20 protein-coding genes are annotated in these 19800 nt (G+C 68.4%); 11 read left to right on the top strand and 9 right to left on the bottom strand.

Going from position 1 to position 19800, the window contains the following annotated elements; all coding sequences use genetic code 11:
• Positions 1-47: 47 nt before the first annotated feature.
• Together GH2_RS07600 and GH2_RS07595 are read right to left on the bottom strand one after the other, a co-directional pair.
• Complete coding sequence (locus GH2_RS07600; RefSeq protein WP_066165529.1) at positions 48-446, bottom strand: hypothetical protein; 399 nt, start codon at positions 444-446, stop codon at positions 48-50.
• Between the two features lie 143 nt (positions 447-589).
• Positions 590-1462, bottom strand: coding sequence for a helix-turn-helix transcriptional regulator (locus GH2_RS07595; RefSeq protein ID WP_239588417.1), 873 nt, complete (start codon positions 1460-1462; stop codon positions 590-592).
• A 38-nt stretch (positions 1463-1500) separates the two neighbouring features.
• On the opposite strand from GH2_RS07595, the gene GH2_RS07590 reads away from it, so the two are divergent.
• Positions 1501-3033, top strand: coding sequence for an AMP-binding protein (locus GH2_RS07590; protein WP_066165309.1), 1533 nt, complete (start codon positions 1501-1503; stop codon positions 3031-3033).
• Between the two features lie 76 nt (positions 3034-3109).
• On the opposite strand, the gene GH2_RS07585 is transcribed toward GH2_RS07590, so the two are convergent.
• On the bottom strand, positions 3110-4654 hold the full coding sequence (locus GH2_RS07585) for a FadD3 family acyl-CoA ligase (RefSeq protein WP_066165306.1): 1545 nt from the start codon (positions 4652-4654) through the stop codon (positions 3110-3112).
• Between the two features lie 42 nt (positions 4655-4696).
• On the opposite strand from GH2_RS07585, the gene GH2_RS07580 reads away from it, so the two are divergent.
• The 5 genes from GH2_RS07580 (at position 4697) to GH2_RS07560 (ending at position 10269) form a co-directional block, all read left to right on the top strand.
• Entirely contained in the window at positions 4697-5962 is a 1266-nt protein-coding gene (locus tag GH2_RS07580; RefSeq protein WP_066165302.1) for an acyl-CoA dehydrogenase family protein, read from the top strand.
• On the top strand, positions 5959-6765 hold the full coding sequence (locus GH2_RS07575; RefSeq protein WP_066165299.1) for an SDR family oxidoreductase: 807 nt from the start codon (positions 5959-5961) through the stop codon (positions 6763-6765). The genes GH2_RS07580 and GH2_RS07575 overlap by 4 nt, the downstream gene beginning before the upstream one ends.
• A gap of 22 nt (positions 6766-6787) precedes the next feature.
• Complete coding sequence (locus GH2_RS07570) at positions 6788-7945, top strand: acetyl-CoA C-acetyltransferase (protein WP_066165294.1); 1158 nt, start codon at positions 6788-6790, stop codon at positions 7943-7945.
• 85 nt (positions 7946-8030) lie between these two features.
• Positions 8031-9542, top strand: coding sequence for an aldehyde dehydrogenase family protein (locus GH2_RS07565; RefSeq protein ID WP_066165290.1), 1512 nt, complete (start codon positions 8031-8033; stop codon positions 9540-9542).
• A gap of 112 nt (positions 9543-9654) precedes the next feature.
• Positions 9655-10269, top strand: coding sequence for a TetR-type transcription factor C-terminal domain-containing protein (locus GH2_RS07560; RefSeq protein ID WP_066165285.1), 615 nt, complete (start codon positions 9655-9657; stop codon positions 10267-10269).
• A gap of 233 nt (positions 10270-10502) precedes the next feature.
• Here the strand turns inward: GH2_RS07560 and GH2_RS07555 are convergent, their stop codons facing one another.
• Positions 10503-11621, bottom strand: a complete 1119-nt coding sequence (locus GH2_RS07555) for a class I SAM-dependent methyltransferase (RefSeq protein WP_066165283.1) — start codon at positions 11619-11621, stop codon at positions 10503-10505.
• A 67-nt stretch (positions 11622-11688) separates the two neighbouring features.
• On the opposite strand from GH2_RS07555, the gene GH2_RS07550 reads away from it, so the two are divergent.
• The 4 genes from GH2_RS07550 (at position 11689) to GH2_RS07535 (ending at position 14980) form a co-directional block, all read left to right on the top strand.
• Positions 11689-12888 carry a multidrug effflux MFS transporter gene (locus GH2_RS07550; RefSeq protein WP_239588416.1) on the top strand — a complete coding sequence of 400 codons (1200 nt, stop codon included), beginning with the start codon at positions 11689-11691 and terminating at the stop codon, positions 12886-12888.
• A gap of 39 nt (positions 12889-12927) precedes the next feature.
• Positions 12928-13470 carry an MOSC domain-containing protein gene (locus GH2_RS07545; protein ID WP_066165277.1) on the top strand — a complete coding sequence of 181 codons (543 nt, stop codon included), beginning with the start codon at positions 12928-12930 and terminating at the stop codon, positions 13468-13470.
• Positions 13471-13566: 96 nt separating this feature from the next.
• Positions 13567-14007 (top strand): VOC family protein, encoded by a 441-nt coding sequence (locus tag GH2_RS07540; protein WP_066165275.1) that lies wholly within the window; start codon positions 13567-13569, stop codon positions 14005-14007.
• Between the two features lie 7 nt (positions 14008-14014).
• Positions 14015-14980, top strand: coding sequence for an RNA polymerase subunit sigma-70 (locus tag GH2_RS07535; protein ID WP_066165273.1), 966 nt, complete (start codon positions 14015-14017; stop codon positions 14978-14980).
• 6 nt (positions 14981-14986) lie between these two features.
• Here the strand turns inward: GH2_RS07535 and GH2_RS07530 are convergent, their stop codons facing one another.
• The 5 genes from GH2_RS07530 to GH2_RS07510 all read right to left on the bottom strand — a co-directional run bounded on the left by GH2_RS07530 (position 14987) and on the right by GH2_RS07510 (position 18914).
• The gene (locus tag GH2_RS07530) at positions 14987-15283 is read right to left on the bottom strand and encodes a helix-turn-helix domain-containing protein (protein ID WP_239588415.1); all 297 of its coding nucleotides are present in this window, start codon (positions 15281-15283) and stop codon (positions 14987-14989) included.
• 81 nt (positions 15284-15364) lie between these two features.
• Complete coding sequence (locus GH2_RS07525) at positions 15365-16456, bottom strand: NAD(P)H-dependent flavin oxidoreductase (protein ID WP_066165265.1); 1092 nt, start codon at positions 16454-16456, stop codon at positions 15365-15367.
• A complete protein-coding gene (locus tag GH2_RS07520; RefSeq protein WP_066165263.1) occupies positions 16453-17220 on the bottom strand; it encodes a CoA-transferase subunit beta in 768 nt (255 codons plus the stop codon). Before GH2_RS07520 ends, GH2_RS07525 begins: the two co-directional genes overlap by 4 nt.
• Positions 17217-18107: a CoA transferase subunit A gene (locus GH2_RS07515; protein ID WP_066165257.1), complete on the bottom strand. Its 891-nt coding sequence runs from the start codon at positions 18105-18107 to the stop codon at positions 17217-17219. Before GH2_RS07515 ends, GH2_RS07520 begins: the two co-directional genes overlap by 4 nt.
• Positions 18108-18152: 45 nt before the next feature.
• The gene (locus tag GH2_RS07510) at positions 18153-18914 is read right to left on the bottom strand and encodes an enoyl-CoA hydratase family protein (RefSeq protein WP_066165254.1); all 762 of its coding nucleotides are present in this window, start codon (positions 18912-18914) and stop codon (positions 18153-18155) included.
• 88 nt (positions 18915-19002) lie between these two features.
• Between GH2_RS07510 and GH2_RS07505 the strand changes: the two genes are divergently transcribed.
• Positions 19003-19782: an SDR family oxidoreductase gene (locus GH2_RS07505; RefSeq protein WP_066165251.1), complete on the top strand. Its 780-nt coding sequence runs from the start codon at positions 19003-19005 to the stop codon at positions 19780-19782.
• Positions 19783-19800: the final 18 nt, after the last annotated feature.

The raw sequence follows: 19800 nt of genomic DNA, 5'->3' as shown, positions 1-19800 counted from the left end.
TGGATCTGCGCCCTCCACGGGCGCAGATCCAACGAACGCTGTGCCGGTCAGCGTCGCTGGTAGCTGATCCACGGTTCGTTGGCGATCACCGCTCCGTTGGGTGCGGTGATCAACAGGCGATCCGGGTGCACGTGGTAGGTGTAGCCGTTGTTGTAGGCGTGGTACCCGTTCTCGTCCCAGGTGGCGCCCCACAACGCGATGCTGTCGCCGGTGGTCTTCGCGACGCCCTTGTACGCCCAGCCGGTCGGACCCTGCACCGGGCAGATGGCGACTCGCGACCAGTTCGACTCCGCCAGGATCTTGGCCGGGCCGTTGCAATACGGTCCGCCGGGAAGTCCGTCGGCCGAGGCGGTTCCGACGCCGACGGCTCCAGTCCCGGCAGCGATGCCGATGGCGGCCAGGGTGGTTGCGGCGATGCGAGTCGTCGTGCGGATGCGCTTGCGCATGATCATCACTTCCTCCCGCAGGGAGCGGCAGCGGTCCGACCGCGGAATGCGCCTGCGTGTGTGGGTGGAGACCGCTTACCGGGACTGTCGGAACCCGGTCGGGCGGCGTGACAGGAGGTCGATCGACCGAATGACGCAGGACGCTACGGGATCAACCGCACCCGACGCGCGTTCACGACCGCCTCGAAGCGGGATGACGCATCGAGTTTCACCAGCAGGGACTTCACGTGGCCCTTGACCGTGTGCAGTCCGATCCCCAGTCGGTCGGCGATCGCGGGATTGGTGAGGCCCGCGCCGAGCAGGTCGAGGACGTCCTGCTCGCGACCGGTGAGGTGGACGGCGACCTGGTCGTCGGGCGCCTGACCCGCCAACTCGGCTGCGATCTCCAGCATCTGCGCCCGCACGGACGGGTCGTCGACCGAATCGGCCAGACCGCGCAGCTTGGTGTACGAGTCCTGGACGCGACTGCGCCAGGCGGCCAACTCCATCTCCTCGTCCTCGGTCCGCATGCCGAGGACCTCCGAGACCGTCAACTGCTGTTCGACGGCGCGGGCTTCGTCGGCGGCGGCGTCGAGGGCGGCGTCGATCTGGTCGTGCCTGCTGCGTCGTGCCGCGTAGAGGACGCCGATCTGCTTGCGGCCCACGATGATCGGCGCGGCGACGATGGAATACAGCTGCTCTGCGCGGATCACCGCGTCGTAGGTGTGGGTGATCAGCGGTGACTCGAAGTAGTCGCGCAGGGCGGTGGCGCGACGGCTGGTGAGGACGCGGCCGCCGAGTCCGTGGCCGGAATCGAGACGGATGCCGCGCAGCGGGCCGACGAGGTCGCCGTCGAAGTAGCTCAACTCGATCGCATCGTCGGTGTCGCGACCGGGGATCACCCGACCGGCGAAGGCGAGGCTGGCGCCGGTGTGCCTGCGGAGTCGCTCCAGTGGCCGGCGCAGGTGCCGACCGAGCTCGTCAGAAGGCGTACCCCTCTTCGGAGGGTTGCCGGTGTCGCGGGTCACAACGATCATTGTCTCAGATCGTGTCCTCGAGACGAGTGGAGAGTGGAATGAACGCGGACCAGCAGACGCAGGCGTGGTTGGAGACCTACCGGAGCCCGGAGGCCAGTGCCGCCAACCTTCTCTGCGACCGCCACGATCCCGCCGCCGTCGCCTTCACCCTCGTCGAGCCGGACCTGACGTCGGTGTCGCTGACCTGGGGCGAGCTCGCCGACGAATCGCGCCGCATGGCGACGGTGTTGGCGAGCAAGGGGATCGAGCGTGGTGAATGCGTGCCGGTCCTGCTGGGGAAGCGTCGAGCGCTGGTGGTGACGCTGGTGGCACTGTGGCGGCTCGGCGCGGTCCACGTTCCGCTGTTCACGGCCTTCGCGACCGGCGCCGTGGAACTCCGGACCGAAGGGTCGGGCGCCCGGTTCGTCGTCACCGACGCCGGGCAGCGCGAGAAGGTGGATCCGATCTCGGCGGTCACGGTGCTCGACGTCGACGAGTTGGTCGCGGCATCGGCGGACGCGCAGCCGCTGGCCGAGTCCGTCGCGATCGGCGGCGACGGCACACTGATCCAGCTCTACACGTCGGGAACCACCGGCAAACCGAAGGGCGTCCCGGTCCCGCTCTACTGCCTGGCGTCGTTCCAGACCTACCTGCACTACTCGCTCGACGTCAGTGCGGACGACGTCTTCTGGAACGCGGCCGACCCGGGCTGGGCGTACGGCCTGTACTACGCACTGTTGGCGCCGATGGTCGCCGGCCGCACCAGCCTGCTGCTGAACCAGGGCTTCACCCCGGACTCGACCGTCGCGGTCATCGAGAAGTTCGGCGTCACCAACTTCGCCGCCGCACCCACCATCTACCGCGCGTTGCGCGCGGGCGCCGACCTGAGTCGCATCAGCCTGCGCCGCGCGTCGTCGGCCGGTGAGCCGTTGACCCCGGACATCGTCTCGTGGGGTGTGGAGAACCTGGGCTGCGAGGTGCGCGACCACTACGGTCAGACCGAGCTCGGCATGGTCATCGGCAACCACTGGCACCCCGAACTCGCCCAGCCGCTGAAAGTCGGCTCGATGGGCCAGGCCATGCCCGGCTACACCTGCGGCATCGTCGACGGGCAGATCGCGATCGACGTCGAGGGCAGCCCGCTGCTGTGGTTCACCGAGTACGACGGCGCGCCCGACAAGACGGCCGAACGCTTCACCGACGACGGCGGCTGGTACTTGACCGCCGACACCGGCAAGGTGGACGACGAGGGGTACTTCTCCTTCACCTCGCGCGACGACGACGTGATCCTCGCCGCCGGCTACCGCATCGGACCGTTCGACGTGGAGAGCGTTCTGGCCGGACACGCCGCGGTCAGTGAGGTCGCGGTGGTCGGCCGTCCCGATCCGGAGGGGATCCGCGGCGAGGTGGTCGAGGCCTTCGTGGTCCTGCGCGCCGGCGTCGACGGCACCGAGACGCTCGAGACCGAACTGAAGAACCTGGTCCGCGATCAGTACTCCAAGCACGCCTACCCGCGGGTGGTGCACTTCGTGGACTCGTTGCCGAAGACGCCGAGCGGCAAGATTCAGCGGTTCATTCTGCGGCGCTCGTAAATGAATCCCCGGAGCGGCTGGTTACTGTTCAGCGGGCCGCATTTCGGGTCGAATCGGGGATTCCTTGACGAGGACGTCAACGCATCTCGCGCTTGAGGATCTTGCCCGACGCATTGCGCGGGAGGGCTTCGATGATCTCCACGACGCGCGGGACCTTGAAGTTGGCGAGGTGCTCCTTGGCGAAGGCGACGACCGCGTCGGGGGAGACGGTCGCGCCGGGCTGCACGGTGAGGAAGGCTTTGCCGACCTCGCCCAGACGAGCGTCGGGAACGCCGATGACGGCGGCCTCGGTGACGTCGGGGAAGCGGGACAGCACCTGTTCCACCTCGGCGGGATAGACGTTGAAGCCGCCGCAGATGTACATGTCCTTGAGGCGATCGGTGATCGTGAGGTTGCCGCGGTCGTCGAGGGCGCCGATGTCGCCGGTGTGCAGCCAGCCGTCGGCGTCGATGGTCTCGGCGGTGGCCCGCGGATCGTCGAGGTAGCCGCGCATCACCATCCGTCCGCGCGTGAGGACCTCGCCCTGCTCCGACAGCGTCACCTCCATGCCGTCGAACGCTCGACCGCAGGTGGTGGCGACGGTGACGGCGTCGTCGTCCGGTCGACACGTGGTGATGAATCCGCTGGTCTCGGTCTGCCCGTAGGCGGTGACGACGGTCTCGACGCCGAGATCGGACTGGAGACGTTCGATCAGCACCACGGGCACGATGGTGGCGCCGGTGACGATCAGGCGCAGGCTGGAGAGGTCGTGCTGATCGCGGTCGGGGGCGTCCAGAATGGTCTGGAAGATGGTCGGTGCGCCGGGGAAGACGGTGATCTTCTCCCGCGAGACCACGTCCATCGACGCCGACGGCGAGTAGACGGCGAGGGGGACCATGGTGGCGCCGAACAGGATCGAGGGCAGGATCCCGGCCTTGTAGCCGAAGGTGTGGAAGAACGGATTCACCATCAGATAACGGTCGGTTTCCGACAGCCGACCGTTCGCGCCCCACGCGTGGGCGCCGTGGACGGTGTGCCGGTGCTCGGCCATCACGCCCTTCGGCGCGCCGGTGGTGCCGGAGGTGAAGAGGATGTCGGACAGATCGTCCGCGCGCACCGCGTCGGCCCGGTCCCGTGCCTGCTGCAGCAACTCGTCGGTCGCCGATGCCAGGAGCGTGCTCCACGCGATGACGTCGGGGCCCGCGGCGGCGTCGTCGAGGGGAATCGAGACGACGCTGCGGCCGGTGGGAATCGTCGATCCCACCACTTCGGCGAGGCGGTCGATGCCGCCGAACGCTCCGGACACCACGACCACCTGCGCACCGGAGCGCTCGATGATGTCGGATGCCTCGCTCACCGTGTATCGGGTGTTCAAGGTGATCAGGACCGCGCCGGCGTATTGGACGCCGAGCGCAGCGATCGGCCAGTGGTGGCTGTTCGGCGCCCAGACGGCCACGCGATCGCCGTGCCGGACCCCGAGTCCGATGAGACCTGCCGCGAATCGTCGGACCTCGTCGGCCAACTCGGGCCAGGTGAGGCTGACGCGCGCACCCCACTGGTCGTCGACGACGGCGACGCCGTCGGGCCACTGATTCTCGGCACGATGCAGGGCTGCGGGGGTGGTCAGCGGGTTCGGGAGCATGGTCAAAACCTAGCAAATGCTTGGTAGGTTAAGCTAGCGGTCATGACGACGATCAATCTCGCCGATCGCAGCGTCGATCTGGGCGAATGGGCAGCGGCGACGCCGAACGCGGCGACCGTGTTCGCCGAAGCCGTCCGCAGCTGGCTCGACGAGAATCTGGTCGGTGAGTTCGCCGAACTCCGCGGCCGCGGTGGACCGGGCAGCGAGCACGAGTTCTTCGCCGAACGTCTCGAGTGGGATCGCCACCTCGCAGCGTCCGGCTGGACCTGCCTCGGCTGGCCGAGTGAACACGGCGGCCGAGGTGCGACGATCGAGCAGCGCATCATCTTCCACCAGGAGTATGCGCGAGCCGACGCCCCGGCGCGGGTGAATCACCTCGGCGAGGAGCTCCTCGGCCCGACCCTCATCGAATACGGAACCCCCGCGCAGCAGGAGCGCTTCCTGCCCGGCATCGTGAACGTCACCGAACTCTGGGCGCAGGGGTACTCCGAACCCGGCGCGGGCAGCGACCTCGCCGCCGTGGCCACCTCCGCGGTGCTCGACGACGGCGCGTGGATCGTGAACGGGCAGAAGATCTGGACGTCTCTCGCCCACCTGTCGCAGTGGTGCTTCGTCATCGCCCGGACTGAGAAGCAGTCGAGCCGTCACAAAGGTCTGAGCTTCCTGTTGGTCCCGCTCGATCAACCGGGCGTCACCATCCGGCCCATCCAGCAGATCACCGGCACCTCCGAGTTCAACGAGGTCTTCTTCGACGACGCCCGCACCAACGCCGACCTGATCGTCGGCGAGCCCGGCGACGGCTGGAAGGTCGCGATGGGGCTGCTCCAGTTCGAGCGCGGCGTCTCGACCCTCGGTCAGCAGGTCGGCTTCCGCCGCGAACTCGACGACCTCATCGCCGTCGCCCGCCGCAACGGTGCGATCGACGACCCGGAGATCCTCGGCCGTCTGCGTCGAGCCAAGGTCGGACTCACCGTCATGGAGGCCAACGCGCGCAGAACCCTGTCTGGGGACATCGTCTCCGCGACCGGGGCCGCCTCGGTCACCAAGCTGCTGTGGGCCAACTGGCACCGCGACCTCGGCGAGCTGTCCGCCGCCGTCGTCGGCGCACCGACGCTCATCGGCCCGCCCGCCACCACGGAGGGCCGGGTCAACGACCTCCGAGACCCCGAGCACGTGGAACTGGACGAGTGGCAACGCCTGCTGCTCTTCACCCGTGCCGACACCATCTACGGCGGCTCGAACGAAGTGCAGCGCAACATCATCGCCGAGCGCGTTCTCGGCCTTCCCCGAGAGGCACGACCCGCATGACCCGACCCGCATCACCCCTCGCCACCCCGCCAGAAGAGACGCCCGGCCACGGACTCCTGACCGGCAAGAAGGTCGTCGTCACCGCGGCCGCAGGCACCGGCATCGGCTTCGCCACCGCCCGACGCGTCCTCATGGAAGGCGCCGACGTGCTGGTCTCCGACTTCCACGAGCGCCGTCTCGGCGAGACCGTCGAGAAGCTGCAGGCCGAGTTCGGCGACCGCCAGGTGTGCTCATTCATCTGCGACGTCTCCAGCACCGAACAGGTCGACGCCCTCATCAGCAGCGCTGCGGCCCAGCTGGGGCGGATCGACGTCCTGGTCAACAACGCGGGCCTCGGCGGCGAGACGCCGGTCGCCGACATGACCGACGAGCAGTGGGATCGCGTCCTCGACATCACCCTCACCAGCACCTTCCGCGCCACCCGCGCCGCCCTGCGGTACTTCCGCGACGCCGACCACGGCGGCTCCATCATCAACAACGCCTCCGTCCTCGGCTGGCGCGCCCAGCGCGGGCAGGCGCACTACGCCGCGGCCAAGGCGGGCGTGATGGCGCTGACGCGCTGTTCGGCCGTCGAGGCCGCCGATGACGGAGTCCGCATCAACGCCGTCTCCCCGTCCATCGCCAAGCATCCCTTCCTGGCGAAGGTCACGTCCGACGATCTGCTCGACGAACTGGCCTCCCGCGAGGCCTACGGTCGTGCCGCCGAAGTGTGGGAGATCGCCTCGGTGGTCGCCATGCTCGCCAGCGACTACAGCACGTACATGACCGGCGAGGTCGTCGCCGTCTCCAGTCAGCGCGCCTGACCCTCTCGAAAGAAGCACCAGCATGACAACTCCGCAGGCCTACATCGTCGACGCCGTCCGCACCCCCGTCGGCAAACGCGGCGGATCGCTCGCCGCCGTGCACTCGGCAGACCTCGCCGCGCACGTGATCACCGCGATCATCGAGCGCACCGGCATCGACCCCGAGGTGGTCGACGACGTCGTCCTCGGCTGCGTCGACACCGTCGGACCACAGGCAGGCAACATCGCCCGCACCGCATGGCTGGCCGCAGGCATGCCGCTCGGCGTTCCCGGAACCACCGTCGACCGCCAGTGCGGATCCAGCCAGCAGGCGATCCACTTCGCGGCGCAGGGCGTCATGAGCGGCACGCAGGACGTGGTCCTGGCCGGCGGCGTTCAGAACATGAGCGCCGTCCCGATCAGTCAGGCGATGATCGCCGGCCAGGCGCTGGGCTTCACCACGCCGTTCGCCGAGTCGGCGGGGTGGCAGAAACGGTTCGGCGACGCCGAGGTGAGTCAGTTCGTCGGCGCCGACATGATCGCGAAGAAGTGGGACATCAGTCGGCTCGACATGGAGGAGTTCGCGCTCGCCAGCCACCAGCGGGCCAAGGCCGCGATCGCTGCCGGGCACTTCGACAACGAGTACGTCCCGCTGGGCGACTGCGTGGTCGATGAGTGCCCGCGCGAGACCACGCTGGAGAAGATGGCATCGTTGAACGTCCTCGCCGAGGGCTCCGACTTGACCGCGGCCGTCGCCTCCCAGATCTGCGACGGGGCGTCGGCGACGCTCGTCGTCTCGGAGCGCGCGCTCAAGCAGTACGGGCTCACCCCGCGGGCGCGCATCCACCACATGACGGTCCGCGGCGACGACCCGGTGATGATGCTGTCCGCCCCCATCCCGGCCACTGCGTGGGCCCTGAAGAAGACGGGGATGAGCATCGACGACATCGACGTCGTCGAGATCAACGAGGCGTTCGCGCCGGTCGTACTGGCCTGGCTGAAGGAGACCGGCGCCGATCCGGCCCGGGTGAACCCGAACGGCGGCGGCATCGCACTCGGCCACCCGCTGGGTGCCACCGGCGCCAAACTGTTCGCAACCATGCTCAACGAGCTGGAGCGCACGGGTGGACGCTACGGACTGCAGACCATGTGCGAGGGCGGCGGCACCGCGAACGTGACGATCATCGAGCGGCTGGGCTGACGGCCCCTGTGATTGAGACCACGCGACGGCTACACTTGGGATGAGAAGGCAAATCTGTCTCAATCAAATCTGAGTGGAGTGTGGAATGACCAAGCCTGCTGATGTGACCGTCCGTGCGGGGGACAAGGTGTCGTCCGAGGCGCACACGCTGGACGAACTCCTCGAGATCCAGAAGGTCGCGTTCCTGCGTGACGGCATCCCGGACGCGGCCACGCGCATCGATCGGATCAACCGGCTGGGGCAGCTGCTGCTCGATCACGCCGACGCCATCACCGAAGCGCTGAACGCCGACTTCGGTACGCGGCCGCGCGATCTCTCGATCGCCGCCGACGTGGCCGGCTGCATGATCGACATCGCGCACCAGCGGCACAGCGCCGAGAAGTGGATGCGCGAGACCAACGTCGCCAAACTGCAGGGACTCATCGGCTACAAGCAGCGGCTGCGCCGCGACCCGCTGGGTGTCGTCGGGATCATGGGGCCGTGGAACTTCCCGCTCCAGTTGACGTTCGTTCCGGCGGCGTCGGCCCTGGCGGCGGGCAACCGCGTGCTGATGCGGCCGTCGTCGATCACCGCCAAGACCACGGAGCTGATCGCGCGCGTGGCGCCGGACTACTTCTCGGTCGAGGAGTTCGCAGTCATCACCAGCAAGCACGGCGGTGGCTCGGACTTCGCGAAGCTCAAGGTCGACCACATGTTCTTCACCGGCTCGCCCGAGGTCGGCTCCTCGGTCGCGCAGGAGGCGGCGAAGAACCTGGTACCGGTCACGCTGGAGTTGGGCGGCAAGAACCCGGCGATCGTCGACGCGACCACCGACATCACCAAGGCGGCGAACTTCCTGGCCGACGCCCGGATGATCAACGGCGGCCAGGTGTGCCTGTGCCCCGACTACGTCTTCGTGCCGGAGGCCAAGGTCGGCGAGTTCACCGAGAAGGTGATGGCGCGCTGGACCAAGAACTTCCCGAGCATCGTCGAGAACGCCGACTACACGTCGACGATCAACGAGAAGAACTACACCCGCATCGTCGGCCTGATCGACGACGCCGTGGAGCTGGGCGCCGCCAAGCGTCAGGTGGTGCCCGCAGGGGAGCAGTTGCCGAACGACGCTGCGCGGAAGATCCCGCCCACGCTGCTGACCGGCGTCACCCCGGGCATGAAGATCGAGGACGACGAGGTCTTCGGTCCGGTGCTGACGGTGTACCCGTACCGCGAACTGTCGGAGGCGATCGACAAGATCAACTCCGCGGGTCACCCGCTGACGCTGTACTGGGTCGGCGACGACAACGAGAACCTCAAGACCGTCGCGGACAACACCCGCAGCGGATCCATCTCGGGCAACGACTTCGCGCTGCACCTGCTCTCGCAGGGGCTGCCGTTCGGCGGCGTCGGCCGGTCGGGCATGGGCAACTACCACGGTGAGTTCGGGTTCAACACCTTCAGCCATGCGCGCGCGGTGACCGTCTCGACCATGCCGATCTCGTTCGCGGAGATCATGACCGCGCCGTTCACCAAGCGTGACAAGCGTCTGACCGACATGCAGTTGAAGCTGTGGCGGTTCCTGAACGGTCGTGCCGTCAAGAAGGCTGCGAAGAAGCGCTGATCAGCGTCTGTCTCATCCTGCCGCCGCGGACTCGGAAACGAGTCCGCGGTGGTGTTTCGGCACCCTGACACAGTAGCCAACCAAGCGTTTGCTAGGGTCGGTGTGGAGTGGAATGCGAGGAGGCATCGTGGCGTCGAAGACTACGACCAGCGGACCCAGTCGGCGGGACGAACTCCTCGGCATCGCAGGGCAGTTGTTCGCCGATCGTGGTCTGCGCTCAACCACCGTACGCGACATCGCCGACGCGGCAGGCATCCTGTCGGGCAGTCTCTACCATCACTTCGACTCCAAGGAGTCGATGGTCGACGAGCTCCTGCGCGAATTCCTCGACGCCCTGTTCGCGCGCTATCGCGAGATCGTCGGCGCCGAACTGCCTGCGACCCAGACGTTGCGGCAGCTGGTGATCGCTTCCTTCGAGGCGATCGATACCAAGCACACGGCCGTGGCGATCTACCAGAACGAGTCTCGCCAGCTGAGCAGCCAGGAGCGCTTCGGCTACATCGGCGAACGCAATGTCGAATTCCGCGGGCTGTGGGAGTCGGTGCTGCGCCGCGGCGTCGACGAAGGCGATTTTCGCGCCGATCTCGACATCGACCTGGTCTACCGCTTCATGCGCGACACCGTCTGGGTGGCCGTGCGGTGGTACCGGCCGGGCGGTTCGATGACCGTCGAGCAGATCGCCGATCAGTATCTGTCGATCGTGCTCGACGGAATTCTTCCGCGCTAGCTGATTCCCGCTGATGGCCGTCCGCACGGTGGTCGAGTGCTCGGCAGTGGCCCGGCACCGATGCTCTCAATGGGGATGCCTCCCCACGCTGGTCGAGTGCTGCCTGCGAGCGGAGCGAGCACGCAGTTTATCGAGACCGTCGTCAGTTCCGCACTGGGGCGCGACGGAGTGCGGGAACGAGAAGTGGTGCGTCACCGCGAGACGGGGAATGCACGGTCTGTTGCCCGTGATCGTCAGCGCGCGACCGATGCCGTCACCGTGAATTTCGAATTCCGCGCGATCTGCCGCGTGGGTCCGACGATCTTCTCCAACGCGGGGCGATAGCGCAGGTGCGAGTTCCACACGCACCACAGCTCGCCGCCGGGCGCCAGCGTGCGGGCCGCATCGGAGAAGAGGTGACGGGCGATACCGGTGGAGAGCGCGGCATCGGCATGGAACGGCGGATTCAGCACCACCAGTTCCTGTGACGCGTCGCCGACCGTCTCCAGACCGTCGGCCTGCACCACCGTCACCCGGTCGGCGACGCCGTTGGCGGCCGCGGTGGCGCGGGCCGACGCCGCGGCTGCGGCGGAACGATCGGTGGCGATCACGGCCGCGTGCGGACGGGCCAGCGCCAGCGCACTCGCGACGACGCCGCTGCCGCAGGCCAGATCGACGGCGGTCGAGGCGTCGGGCAGCGCCGCATCGAGTTCGCCGAGGAGCAAGCGCGTGCCGATGTCGACGCGGGTGCCCGCGAAGACGCCGCCGTGCGCGGCCACGGTGAGCGCGAGGTCGTCGTGCCGCTGCGTGCGCGGCCAGGTCGCGAGCAGTTCGGCGCCGTGGTCGGCGCGCGGACCACGGGCGAAGAGCACCCGCGACTTCTGGCGGGCATGACTGACGTCGATGCGCTCGAACAACTCACCGAGCACCTCGTTCATCGCCACCGACATGTGCTTGATGCGTCCGCCCGCCACGACGACGACGTCGGGCTCGGCGTGCGCGGCGAGGAGCGCGGCGACCTCGGCCAGTCGATCCAGGCTGCGTGGGAGGCGCATCAGCACCACTCGGGCGCCGGCGACCGCGGAGGCGTCGAACGGGGCCTGCGTCACGGCGGCGCCGAGCCGCTCCGCGTTGCGGGCGAGCGCGCGCTGACCGGTGAGGGCGTCCTGGTGACTGCGGACGTCGACGGCTCCGGCCGCGAGGGCGCCGAGCGTGAGAGCGCCGTACGCGTCGTCGATCACCGTCACCGTGCCGGGCGCGCTGCCCGCGATCAGATCGGTGGCCTGGTCCAGGATCAGCCGGTCGGCGGCGTCGAACGCGGCGAGGTCGGGACCGTCGACGTCCGGGGCGCGCTGCAGCAGGGAGAAGTCCACGATCGGGAGATTACCGGTGACGGCGGACGATTCGGGAATCTCTGCGCGACGGCGGTACCGTCATCGCATGTCTGCTACCGCGGCGACGGCGGGTAAACCGTCGATCCCCGTCCCGATGCTTGCGACGCTGGCGCTGCTGTCGGCCATCGCGCCCCTGGCCATCGACATGTACCTGCCGGGGCTCCCGGCACTGGGCGACGACCTGCACACCTCGCCGGCGGCGGCCCAGCTCACGCTCACCACGTTCATGCTGGGGCTGGCGGCCGGGCAGTTGCTCATGGGCCCGCTCTCCGACAGCCTGGGACGACGACGCCCGCTGATCCTCGGCACCGCACTGTTGATCGTGGCCGGAATCGGGTGTGCTCTCGCTCCGTCGATCGGGGTTCTGATCGCGTTCCGCTTCATGCAGGGGCTGACCGGCGGCATCGGCGTCGTCGTCGCTCGCGCCGTGATCGCAGACCGCACCTCCGGCGACCGCTCGGCCAAGCTCTTCAGCATCATGATGATCATCACCAGTGCGGCGCCGGTGGTCGCGCCGCTGCTCGGTGGGGCGCTGATCGGGCCGATCGGCTGGCGCGGCATCTTCTACGTCCTCACCGGCCTAGCCCTCGTGATGCTGCTCGCGGTTCTCACCTGTGTGCCGGAGACCCTTCCCGTGGAGCGGCGGCATCCGTTCGAGGCGGGTTCCATCGCCCACAACATGGGCGTGGTGCTGCGGAACCGCCGCTACCTCGGTTACACGCTGACGTTCTCGATCGGCTTCGGCGCGATGTTCGCCTACATCTCGGCGTCGCCGTTCGTGATCCAGGATCTGATGGGCTTCTCGCCCGGCGTGTTCTCGATCCTCTTCGCGGTGAACGCCATCGGCATCGGCATCGCGGGCACCGTGAACACCCGACTCGTCGGCCGGGTCCGGCCGCAGCGGCTGCTCGCCGTCGGCGTCGGCATGTTCGTGACGGTCGGCATCGCGATGATGCTGACGACGGTGTTCGCACCCGGCGTGCACTGGTTGCTGCTGGTGCTCATGTTCTGCCTGACGTCGTCGTTCGGACTCACCGCGGGCAATGCGACGGCGCTCGCACTCGGCGAAGTGCGCGACAACGCGGGGTCGGGGTCGGCGGTGCTCGGCACGCTGCAGTTCGTCGTCGGGGCGATCGTGCCGCCGCTCGCGGGGCTCGGCGGATCGACCAGTGCAGTGCCGATGGCGACGGTGGTGCTGGTGTGCACGCTGCTGTCGGCGGGAGCCTTCCTCACGACTCGTCGCTGAGACGCGAAACGACAGCCGCCGGTCGGTACCCTGGCCCGCATGGCAGAGGTGACGGCGATCTGCGTCGTGGCACGGCTTCATCCGGACTCCGGCGCGGTCGGCACCACGGCGATCGACAAGCGCCCGGTCGACGGCCCGGTACGGATCGGCGAATACGGCGTCTACGGGGATGTGCAGGCCGATCGGAAACACCATGGCGGTCCGGACAAGGCGCTGTACGCGTACGCGCAGGAGGACGCCGACTTCTGGGCGACCGAACTCGGACGCGAGATCCCGCTCGGCTTCTTCGGCGAGAATCTGCGGACCGTCGGCATCGACGTGAACGGCGCCCGGATCGGCGAGCGGTGGCGGATCGGCGCGACGGTGATCGTCGAGGTGACCTCACCGCGCATCCCGTGCCAGACGTTCGCCCGCTGGATGGGCGACGACGGTCCGGGCTGGGTGAAGCGTTTCGCGCACGAGGGCCGGGTGGGGCCATACCTGCGGGTGGTGGAGCGCGGCAGCGTCGAAGCCGGTGACGAGATCACGGTGGTCAGCGTCCCCGACGACGGCCCGACCATCCGCGAGGTCTCACCGCGCTGAAAGTTTCTTCGGCGACACCGATCAGTTTCGGTCACCACCGCGGTCTATCTCTATGACGGCATCCCACCGGGGAACCGCAGACGAGAGGAACCCGCCATGCACAAGATGATCTTCGTGAACCTGCCCGTCGCCGATCTGGACGCCTCCAAGGCGTTCTTCGGGGCGATCGGCTACCGATTCGACGAGCGGTTCTCCGACGAGAACGCCGCCGCGCTGGTGCTCGGCGAGACTCAGGTCGCCATGCTCCTGCGGCGCGACTTCTACCAGACCTTCGTGCCCGGCCGGGAAGTCATCGACGCCACGACCACCAGCGGAGCCATCCTGTGCCTCGACGCCGACAGCCGCGAGGTGGTCGACGAGATCGTCGGCAAGGCGCTCGCCGCGGGCGCGACGTTCGGCAACACCGAAGACCACGGATTCATGTACGGCAGCTCGTTCTACGACCTCGACGGCCACGGCTGGGAGATCATGTGGATGGATCCCGCCGCGGTGGAGGCGGGGCCGGAGAACTACGCCGCCGCGCAGAACGGACACTGACCAGACCATGACCGGCGACCGCGCCTTCGACGAGGCGACCCGCGCACTGCGCGCCGAACTGCTCGTGCACTGCTATCACCTGCTCGGCTCGGCGACCGACGCCGAAGACGTCCTGCAGGAGGTGTACCTGCGTGCGTGGAAGGCGTTTCATCGTTTCGAGGGACGGTCGTCGGTCCGGACCTGGATGTACAAGATCGCGACCAACACCTGCCTGACCGCGTTGGAGGGCCGAGCCCGGCGGCCGCTCCCGACCGGTCTCGGGACCGACGCGGCCGACCCGCGTGAACCGGTGATCGCGAACAACGAGATCCGGTGGCTGCAACCGCTGCCCGACGGCGCGCTCGGCGACCCGGCGTCGCAGGTGACCGCGCGCGAGAGCGTGGGACTGGCGATGGTCGCCGCCATGCAGGAGTTGCCCGCCCGGCAACGCGCCGTGCTCATCTTGCGCGACGTCCTCGCGTTCAGCGCGGCGGAGACCGCGACGACGCTGAGCATGTCGGTCGCGGCGGCCAACAGCGCCTTGGCGCGCGCTCGTGCCACGATCGGCGACGGCGCACGGCAGGAGGGGCGACGTGCTGTTGAACTGTCCGAGCACGAGAAGCAGGTATGGGACGAGTTCTGCTCAGCGTTCGAGCGGCACGACATTCCCGGCGTCGTCGGCGTCCTGGCCGCCGACGCGGTGTGGGAGATGCCGCCGTTCCCCGGTTGGTACCGCGGCCGCGAGTCGATCGGAATCCTCAACAGCACCCAGTGCCCGGCCAAGCAGGCAGGGGACATCCGGATGGTCAAGACCACCTGCAACGGGCTTCCCGCCGCGGGCATGTACATGCGCGACGGCGACGTCTGGCGACGCTTTCAGCTCGACGTGCTCACCATCGTCGACGGCGAGATCGCCCACGTCGGCGCGTTCTTCGAGACCGAACTCTTCACGCTCGCCGGCCTGCCCGACACCCTGTCGTGGAAGGGACGCTGAGGCTGGTCAGACGTCGTCGTCGCCGACGGGCCCGCCTTCGCTCTCCCACGTCTCGATCAGCTGGACGCTGGTCTGGGTGAACTTGCGTCGGACGCCGACGCCGCCGAACTCGTCCTCGGGGATGAAGTGCGCGCCGTAGTGGACCAGCGCCTCGGTGACGCGCTGCACCTCCGCATCGCTGAGCGAACTGCCGCCCTTCTCGTACTGTCGCAACGCCTCGGGCTTGATGCCTGCGTGTCGAGCGATCGTGCGCGGCGAGACTTGGCTGAGGTGTCGGGCCGCACGTGCGAGGGATCCATCCATTCGGAATTCTGTTGACGCCATAGTTCCCATTGTTCCCTATCTGCGGAGGATGAGGTGAGCGGCGCCGCGTTCGGGTGGACGTCAGCCGGCGATCTGACCCAACGCCGCCAGCCGGGCGTGCGCCTGCGTCATGATCGAATCGATCAGCTCCTGGCACGACGGCAGGTCGTCGATCATCCCGACCACCTGACCGGACGCCAGCACGCCTGCGTCGGTGTTGCCGTCGACCAGACCGGCCTTCAGGAGCATCGGGGTGTTGCCCGCCATGATGATCTGCTGCCAGGTGCGCTCGCCCGACTTCTTCATCGCAGCGCCGTCGCGCAGCATGCTGGTCCAGCGCATGCCGGTCAGCTGCTTGAACTCGCTCGCGTTCCGCGCCGCGGCGACGAGCGCCTTGACGCGCGACCCGCTCTCGAGTGCGTTCACCAGATCGGTGCGCAGCACCCGGTGCGGCATGCCGTCCACCTTGAGCGAGACCACCGTGTCGTTCAAACCCCGCTGCAGGTACTCCTGTTTCACGCTGTCGGGAACAGCGGAGTCCGAGGTGAGCAGGAAACGGGTGCCCATCGCGACGCCGTCGGCGCCGTAGGCGAGCGCGGCGACGAGACCGCGGCCGTCGAAGAATCCGCCCGCCGCGATCACCGGGATGGAGGTGGGACCGTCGCCGCCGCCGAGTGCGTCGATGACCGACGGCAACAGCAGCGTGGTGGCGACCGGACCGGTGTGGCCGCCGCCCTCGCCGCCCTGCACGATCACCGCGTCCGCGCCCCACGACGCGACCTTCACCGCATGCTTGGCCGCACCGATCGACGGCACCACCACCAGGCCGTTGTCCTTCAGCTTGGCGATCAGCTCCTGCTTCGGCGCCAGGGCGAACGACGCGACCTTGACACCCTCGCGGATCATCAGGTCGACGCGCTCGGCGGCGTCGGTGGCGTCGGCCCGCAGGTTGACGCCGAACGGCTTGGCGGTCAGCGATTTGGTCTTCTTGATCGCGAACTCGAGCTCGTCGAACGTCATCGTCGCCGACGCGAGGATTCCGAGTCCGCCCGCGTTGGCGGTCGCCGCGGTCAGCGACGGACCCGAGACCCACCCCATGCCGGTCTGCACGATCGGGTACTCGATCCCGACCATCTCGGTGAACCGAGTGGGCAGCGGTGCGGGTGCGGTCACGAGCGGACCTCGCGGTCGCGCAAGCCCTTCGGGTCGAGCACCTCGCGAATCAGACGCAACTGCTCGGCGGTCGGTGCGACGGTGACCGGAGCGTTCTCGAGGTCGGCGATCGGGAATCCGGTGTTCTCGGCCACCTGCTCGGCGGTCACTCCCGGGTGCAGCGACAGCGCCCGCATGGTGTGCCCGGGGCCGCCGAAATCGAATACGCCGAAGTTGGTGACGACGCGGTGGATGTTCAGCGCATCGAACGCGGGGTTGCGCTCGTCCACCTTGTCGAAGCCGACGCCCGAGACGACGTCGACCTGCTCGGCGAACACTCGCGTGGAGTGATTGCCGACGAAGTAGCTGGTGGGGTGGTTGATGGTGTTGCCGGGTGCACCGCGGACGCCGAACATCTGTCGGGTCGGCTGCTGCAGCGGACCGAACGCCGAGAGGTTCTGATTGCCGTAGCGATCGATCTGGTTGGCGCCCATCACCACGTGTCGACGCCCCGACGCGACGACGTCGAAGACCTTGCGGAACGGCATCCACCCCTCCACGGCGCCCGACTGCCCGACGGCCGGGGTGTCGGCGAGAATCAGCGCCTCACCGTCGGTGATCAGCAGATCCGGCTCGGTGGTGAGCCGTGCGAGGCGCGCGCCGATCAGCGGGTTGGTGGCCATCGGCGACGCCATGATCTCGCCGGCGCCGGTGAAGATGTCCGCGCACGCCACGACGCAGTACTCGGCGCGCGTGATGGCTGTGGTGGTTTCGGTGACGCTCACTTGGTGTCCTCCTGCTCGGCCTGCCACGCGGTGACTTCGTTCTGATAGGTGGCCTCGTCGACGTCGAGGAAGCGAGTGCGGAACGCCGCCCAGTTCTCGTCGTCGGCGGCCGCCGTCGCGTAATGCTTCAGGAACGCGTTGTCACGCCCGTATCCGCCGGCGAACGTGAAGTGCGCACCGTTCGGGGTGTGCACCACGCGGTCGACGTTCATGCGGTTCACGATGAGCCGTTCGCGCTCCACCGACGAGACCAGCTCCTCGGTGCTGACGATGGCGTCGGTCTCCACGTAACGACGATCGGCGGCGGCCAGGTACAGATCGTCGAAGTACGGGTCGACGCCGGTGTAGGCGGCATTGCCGTGCGCGTCGGCCACGTCCAGGTGCACCACCGCGGCGTCGAGTTTGAGTGCCGGCATCGCGACCAGGGTCTGCGTGCGACCGTCGGCGTCCGGGTACGGCGATTCGACGGTCTTGAGCTCGTCGCCCCAGAACTCGCGGACCGCCGAGCCGAGACCCGCGCGGATCGGCAGGAACGGGAGTCGTGCCGCAGCGGCTTCGAGTCCGCACTTGACCATGCCCTCGTCCATCTCGCGGGACTCGATCGCACCGGACGTGCGCGCTTTCGCGAACCACGGATCGTAGAACGGCGCGGCGTCGAGAGAGACGAAGCCGTAGTACGCGCGCTTCACCTTGCCCGCCGCGCACAGCAGACCGAGATCGGCGCCGCCGTAGGTCACCACGGTCAGATCCTTGACGTCCGACCGTGCGATCGCGCGGATCAGCGCCATCGGCTTGCGCCGGGAACCCCAGCCGCCGACGCCGATCGTCATGCCGTCGTGCAGTTCGGCGACCACGTCGTCGAGCGTGCTCGTCTTATCGGTGGGCACTTCAGTTCTCCTTCATGTCACAGGGTGTCGACTCGCTGCGCTCGCTCAGTCAGCGGTGGTGGGTCTGCTCTGCGCCACGTACGCGTCGCGGTGCTCGTCGGCGACGCCGGCCAGATTCAGTTCGTAGGTGTAGCGCTGCTCGAGCAGGTAGCTGGTCTTGACGTCGACGGGATCGATGCCGTTGATCGCGGCCTTCGCGGCGCGGATGACGCGGGTGTCCTTGGCGTCGATCAGTCGCGCGACCTCCAGCGCGGTCTCGAGGAGGTCGTCGCGGGGGACAGCCTTGTAGCAGGAGCCGAAGTGCACCAACTGCTGCGCGGTCACGTTCTGCGCGGTGTAGTACAACGTCCGCATCAGGTGCTGCGGGACCAGTCGTGCCAGATGGGTGGCGGCGCCGAGTGCGCCGCGGTCCACCTCGGGCAATCCGAACACGGCGTCGTCGGACGCGACGATGACGTCGGCGTTGCCGACCAGCCCGATGCCGCCGCCGACGCAGAACCCGTTGACGGCGACGATCACCGGGACCGCGCAGTCGTACACCGCTGAGAAGGCGGCGGCGCAACCCTTGTTGGCGCCGATGAGGGCGTCGAAGCCGCTGGTGCTCTGCATCTCCTTGATGTCGACGCCCGCGTTGAAGCCGCGGCCTTCGGCCCGCAGGATCACCACGGTGGTCTCCGGGTCGGCGCCTGCGGCGAGGATCGCGTCGGCGAGTTCGAACCAGGCGGCGCTGGGGAGCGCGTTGACCGGCGGGAAGTCGACCGTCACGGTGACGATGCCGGATTCGGCTCGGGCGGTGGTGATCGGCACACCGTCTCCTTTGTTTAGTGCGGAGTGGGGCTCTTGGGAGGCGTGAGAGCACCCAAGCAAATGCTTGGTTGTTTGCTACAGTAGCACCATGACCGAACCAGCGCACAGCCCGGTGAACCTGGGCTTGAGTGGCCGAACCGTCCTGATCACCGGCGGCGCACGCGGCGTGGGGGCGGGGATCGCCCGCGTCCTCGAGGGCCTCGGCGCCATTCCGATCGTCTGCGCCCGACGTCCCGTCGACGACGGCCGCGAGTTCTACTCGTGCGACGTCCGCGACGCAGACGCGGTGACCGAGATGATCGGCGCGATCGTCGCCAAGCACGGCAGGCTCGACGGCGTCGTCAACAACGCGGGCGGCTCGCCGTTCGCGCTGGCCGCCGACGCCTCGGACAACTTCGCGCGCAAGATCATCGAGTTGAATCTGGTGGCGCCCCTCGTCGTCGCGCGGGCCGCCCACGCGGTGATGGCGGGCCAGGAGGGCGGCGGGGCCATCGTCAACATCTCCAGCGTCAGCGGTCACCGGCCGTCGCCCGGCACCTCCGCGTACGGCGCCGCCAAGGCCGGACTGGACAACCTCACCGAATCCCTCGCCGTCGAGTGGGCGCCTGCCGTCCGGATGAACTCCGTCGTCTGCGGACCCGTCGAGACCGAACTCGCGCACCTGCACTACGGCGACGACGCGGGGGTTGCGGCGGTCGGGGCGACCATCCCGATGGGCCGTCTGGCGAGCCCCGCCGACATCGGCAACGCGACGGCATTCTTCCTGTCGCCGCTGGCCCAGTACATCACCGGCTCCACCGTCACCGTCCACGGCGGCGGCGAGAAGCCGGCCTTCCTCGCGGCCGCCAACGCTGGCAACGAGTCGTAACAAGAGAAAGCGAGAACC

This window comes from Gordonia hydrophobica NBRC 16057 (genome assembly GCF_001592365.1).
Classification (GTDB): domain Bacteria; phylum Actinomycetota; class Actinomycetes; order Mycobacteriales; family Mycobacteriaceae; genus Gordonia; species Gordonia hydrophobica.
The sequence above is the reverse complement of the archived record's forward strand: the minus strand, read 5'-3'. Positions and strand labels throughout refer to the sequence as shown.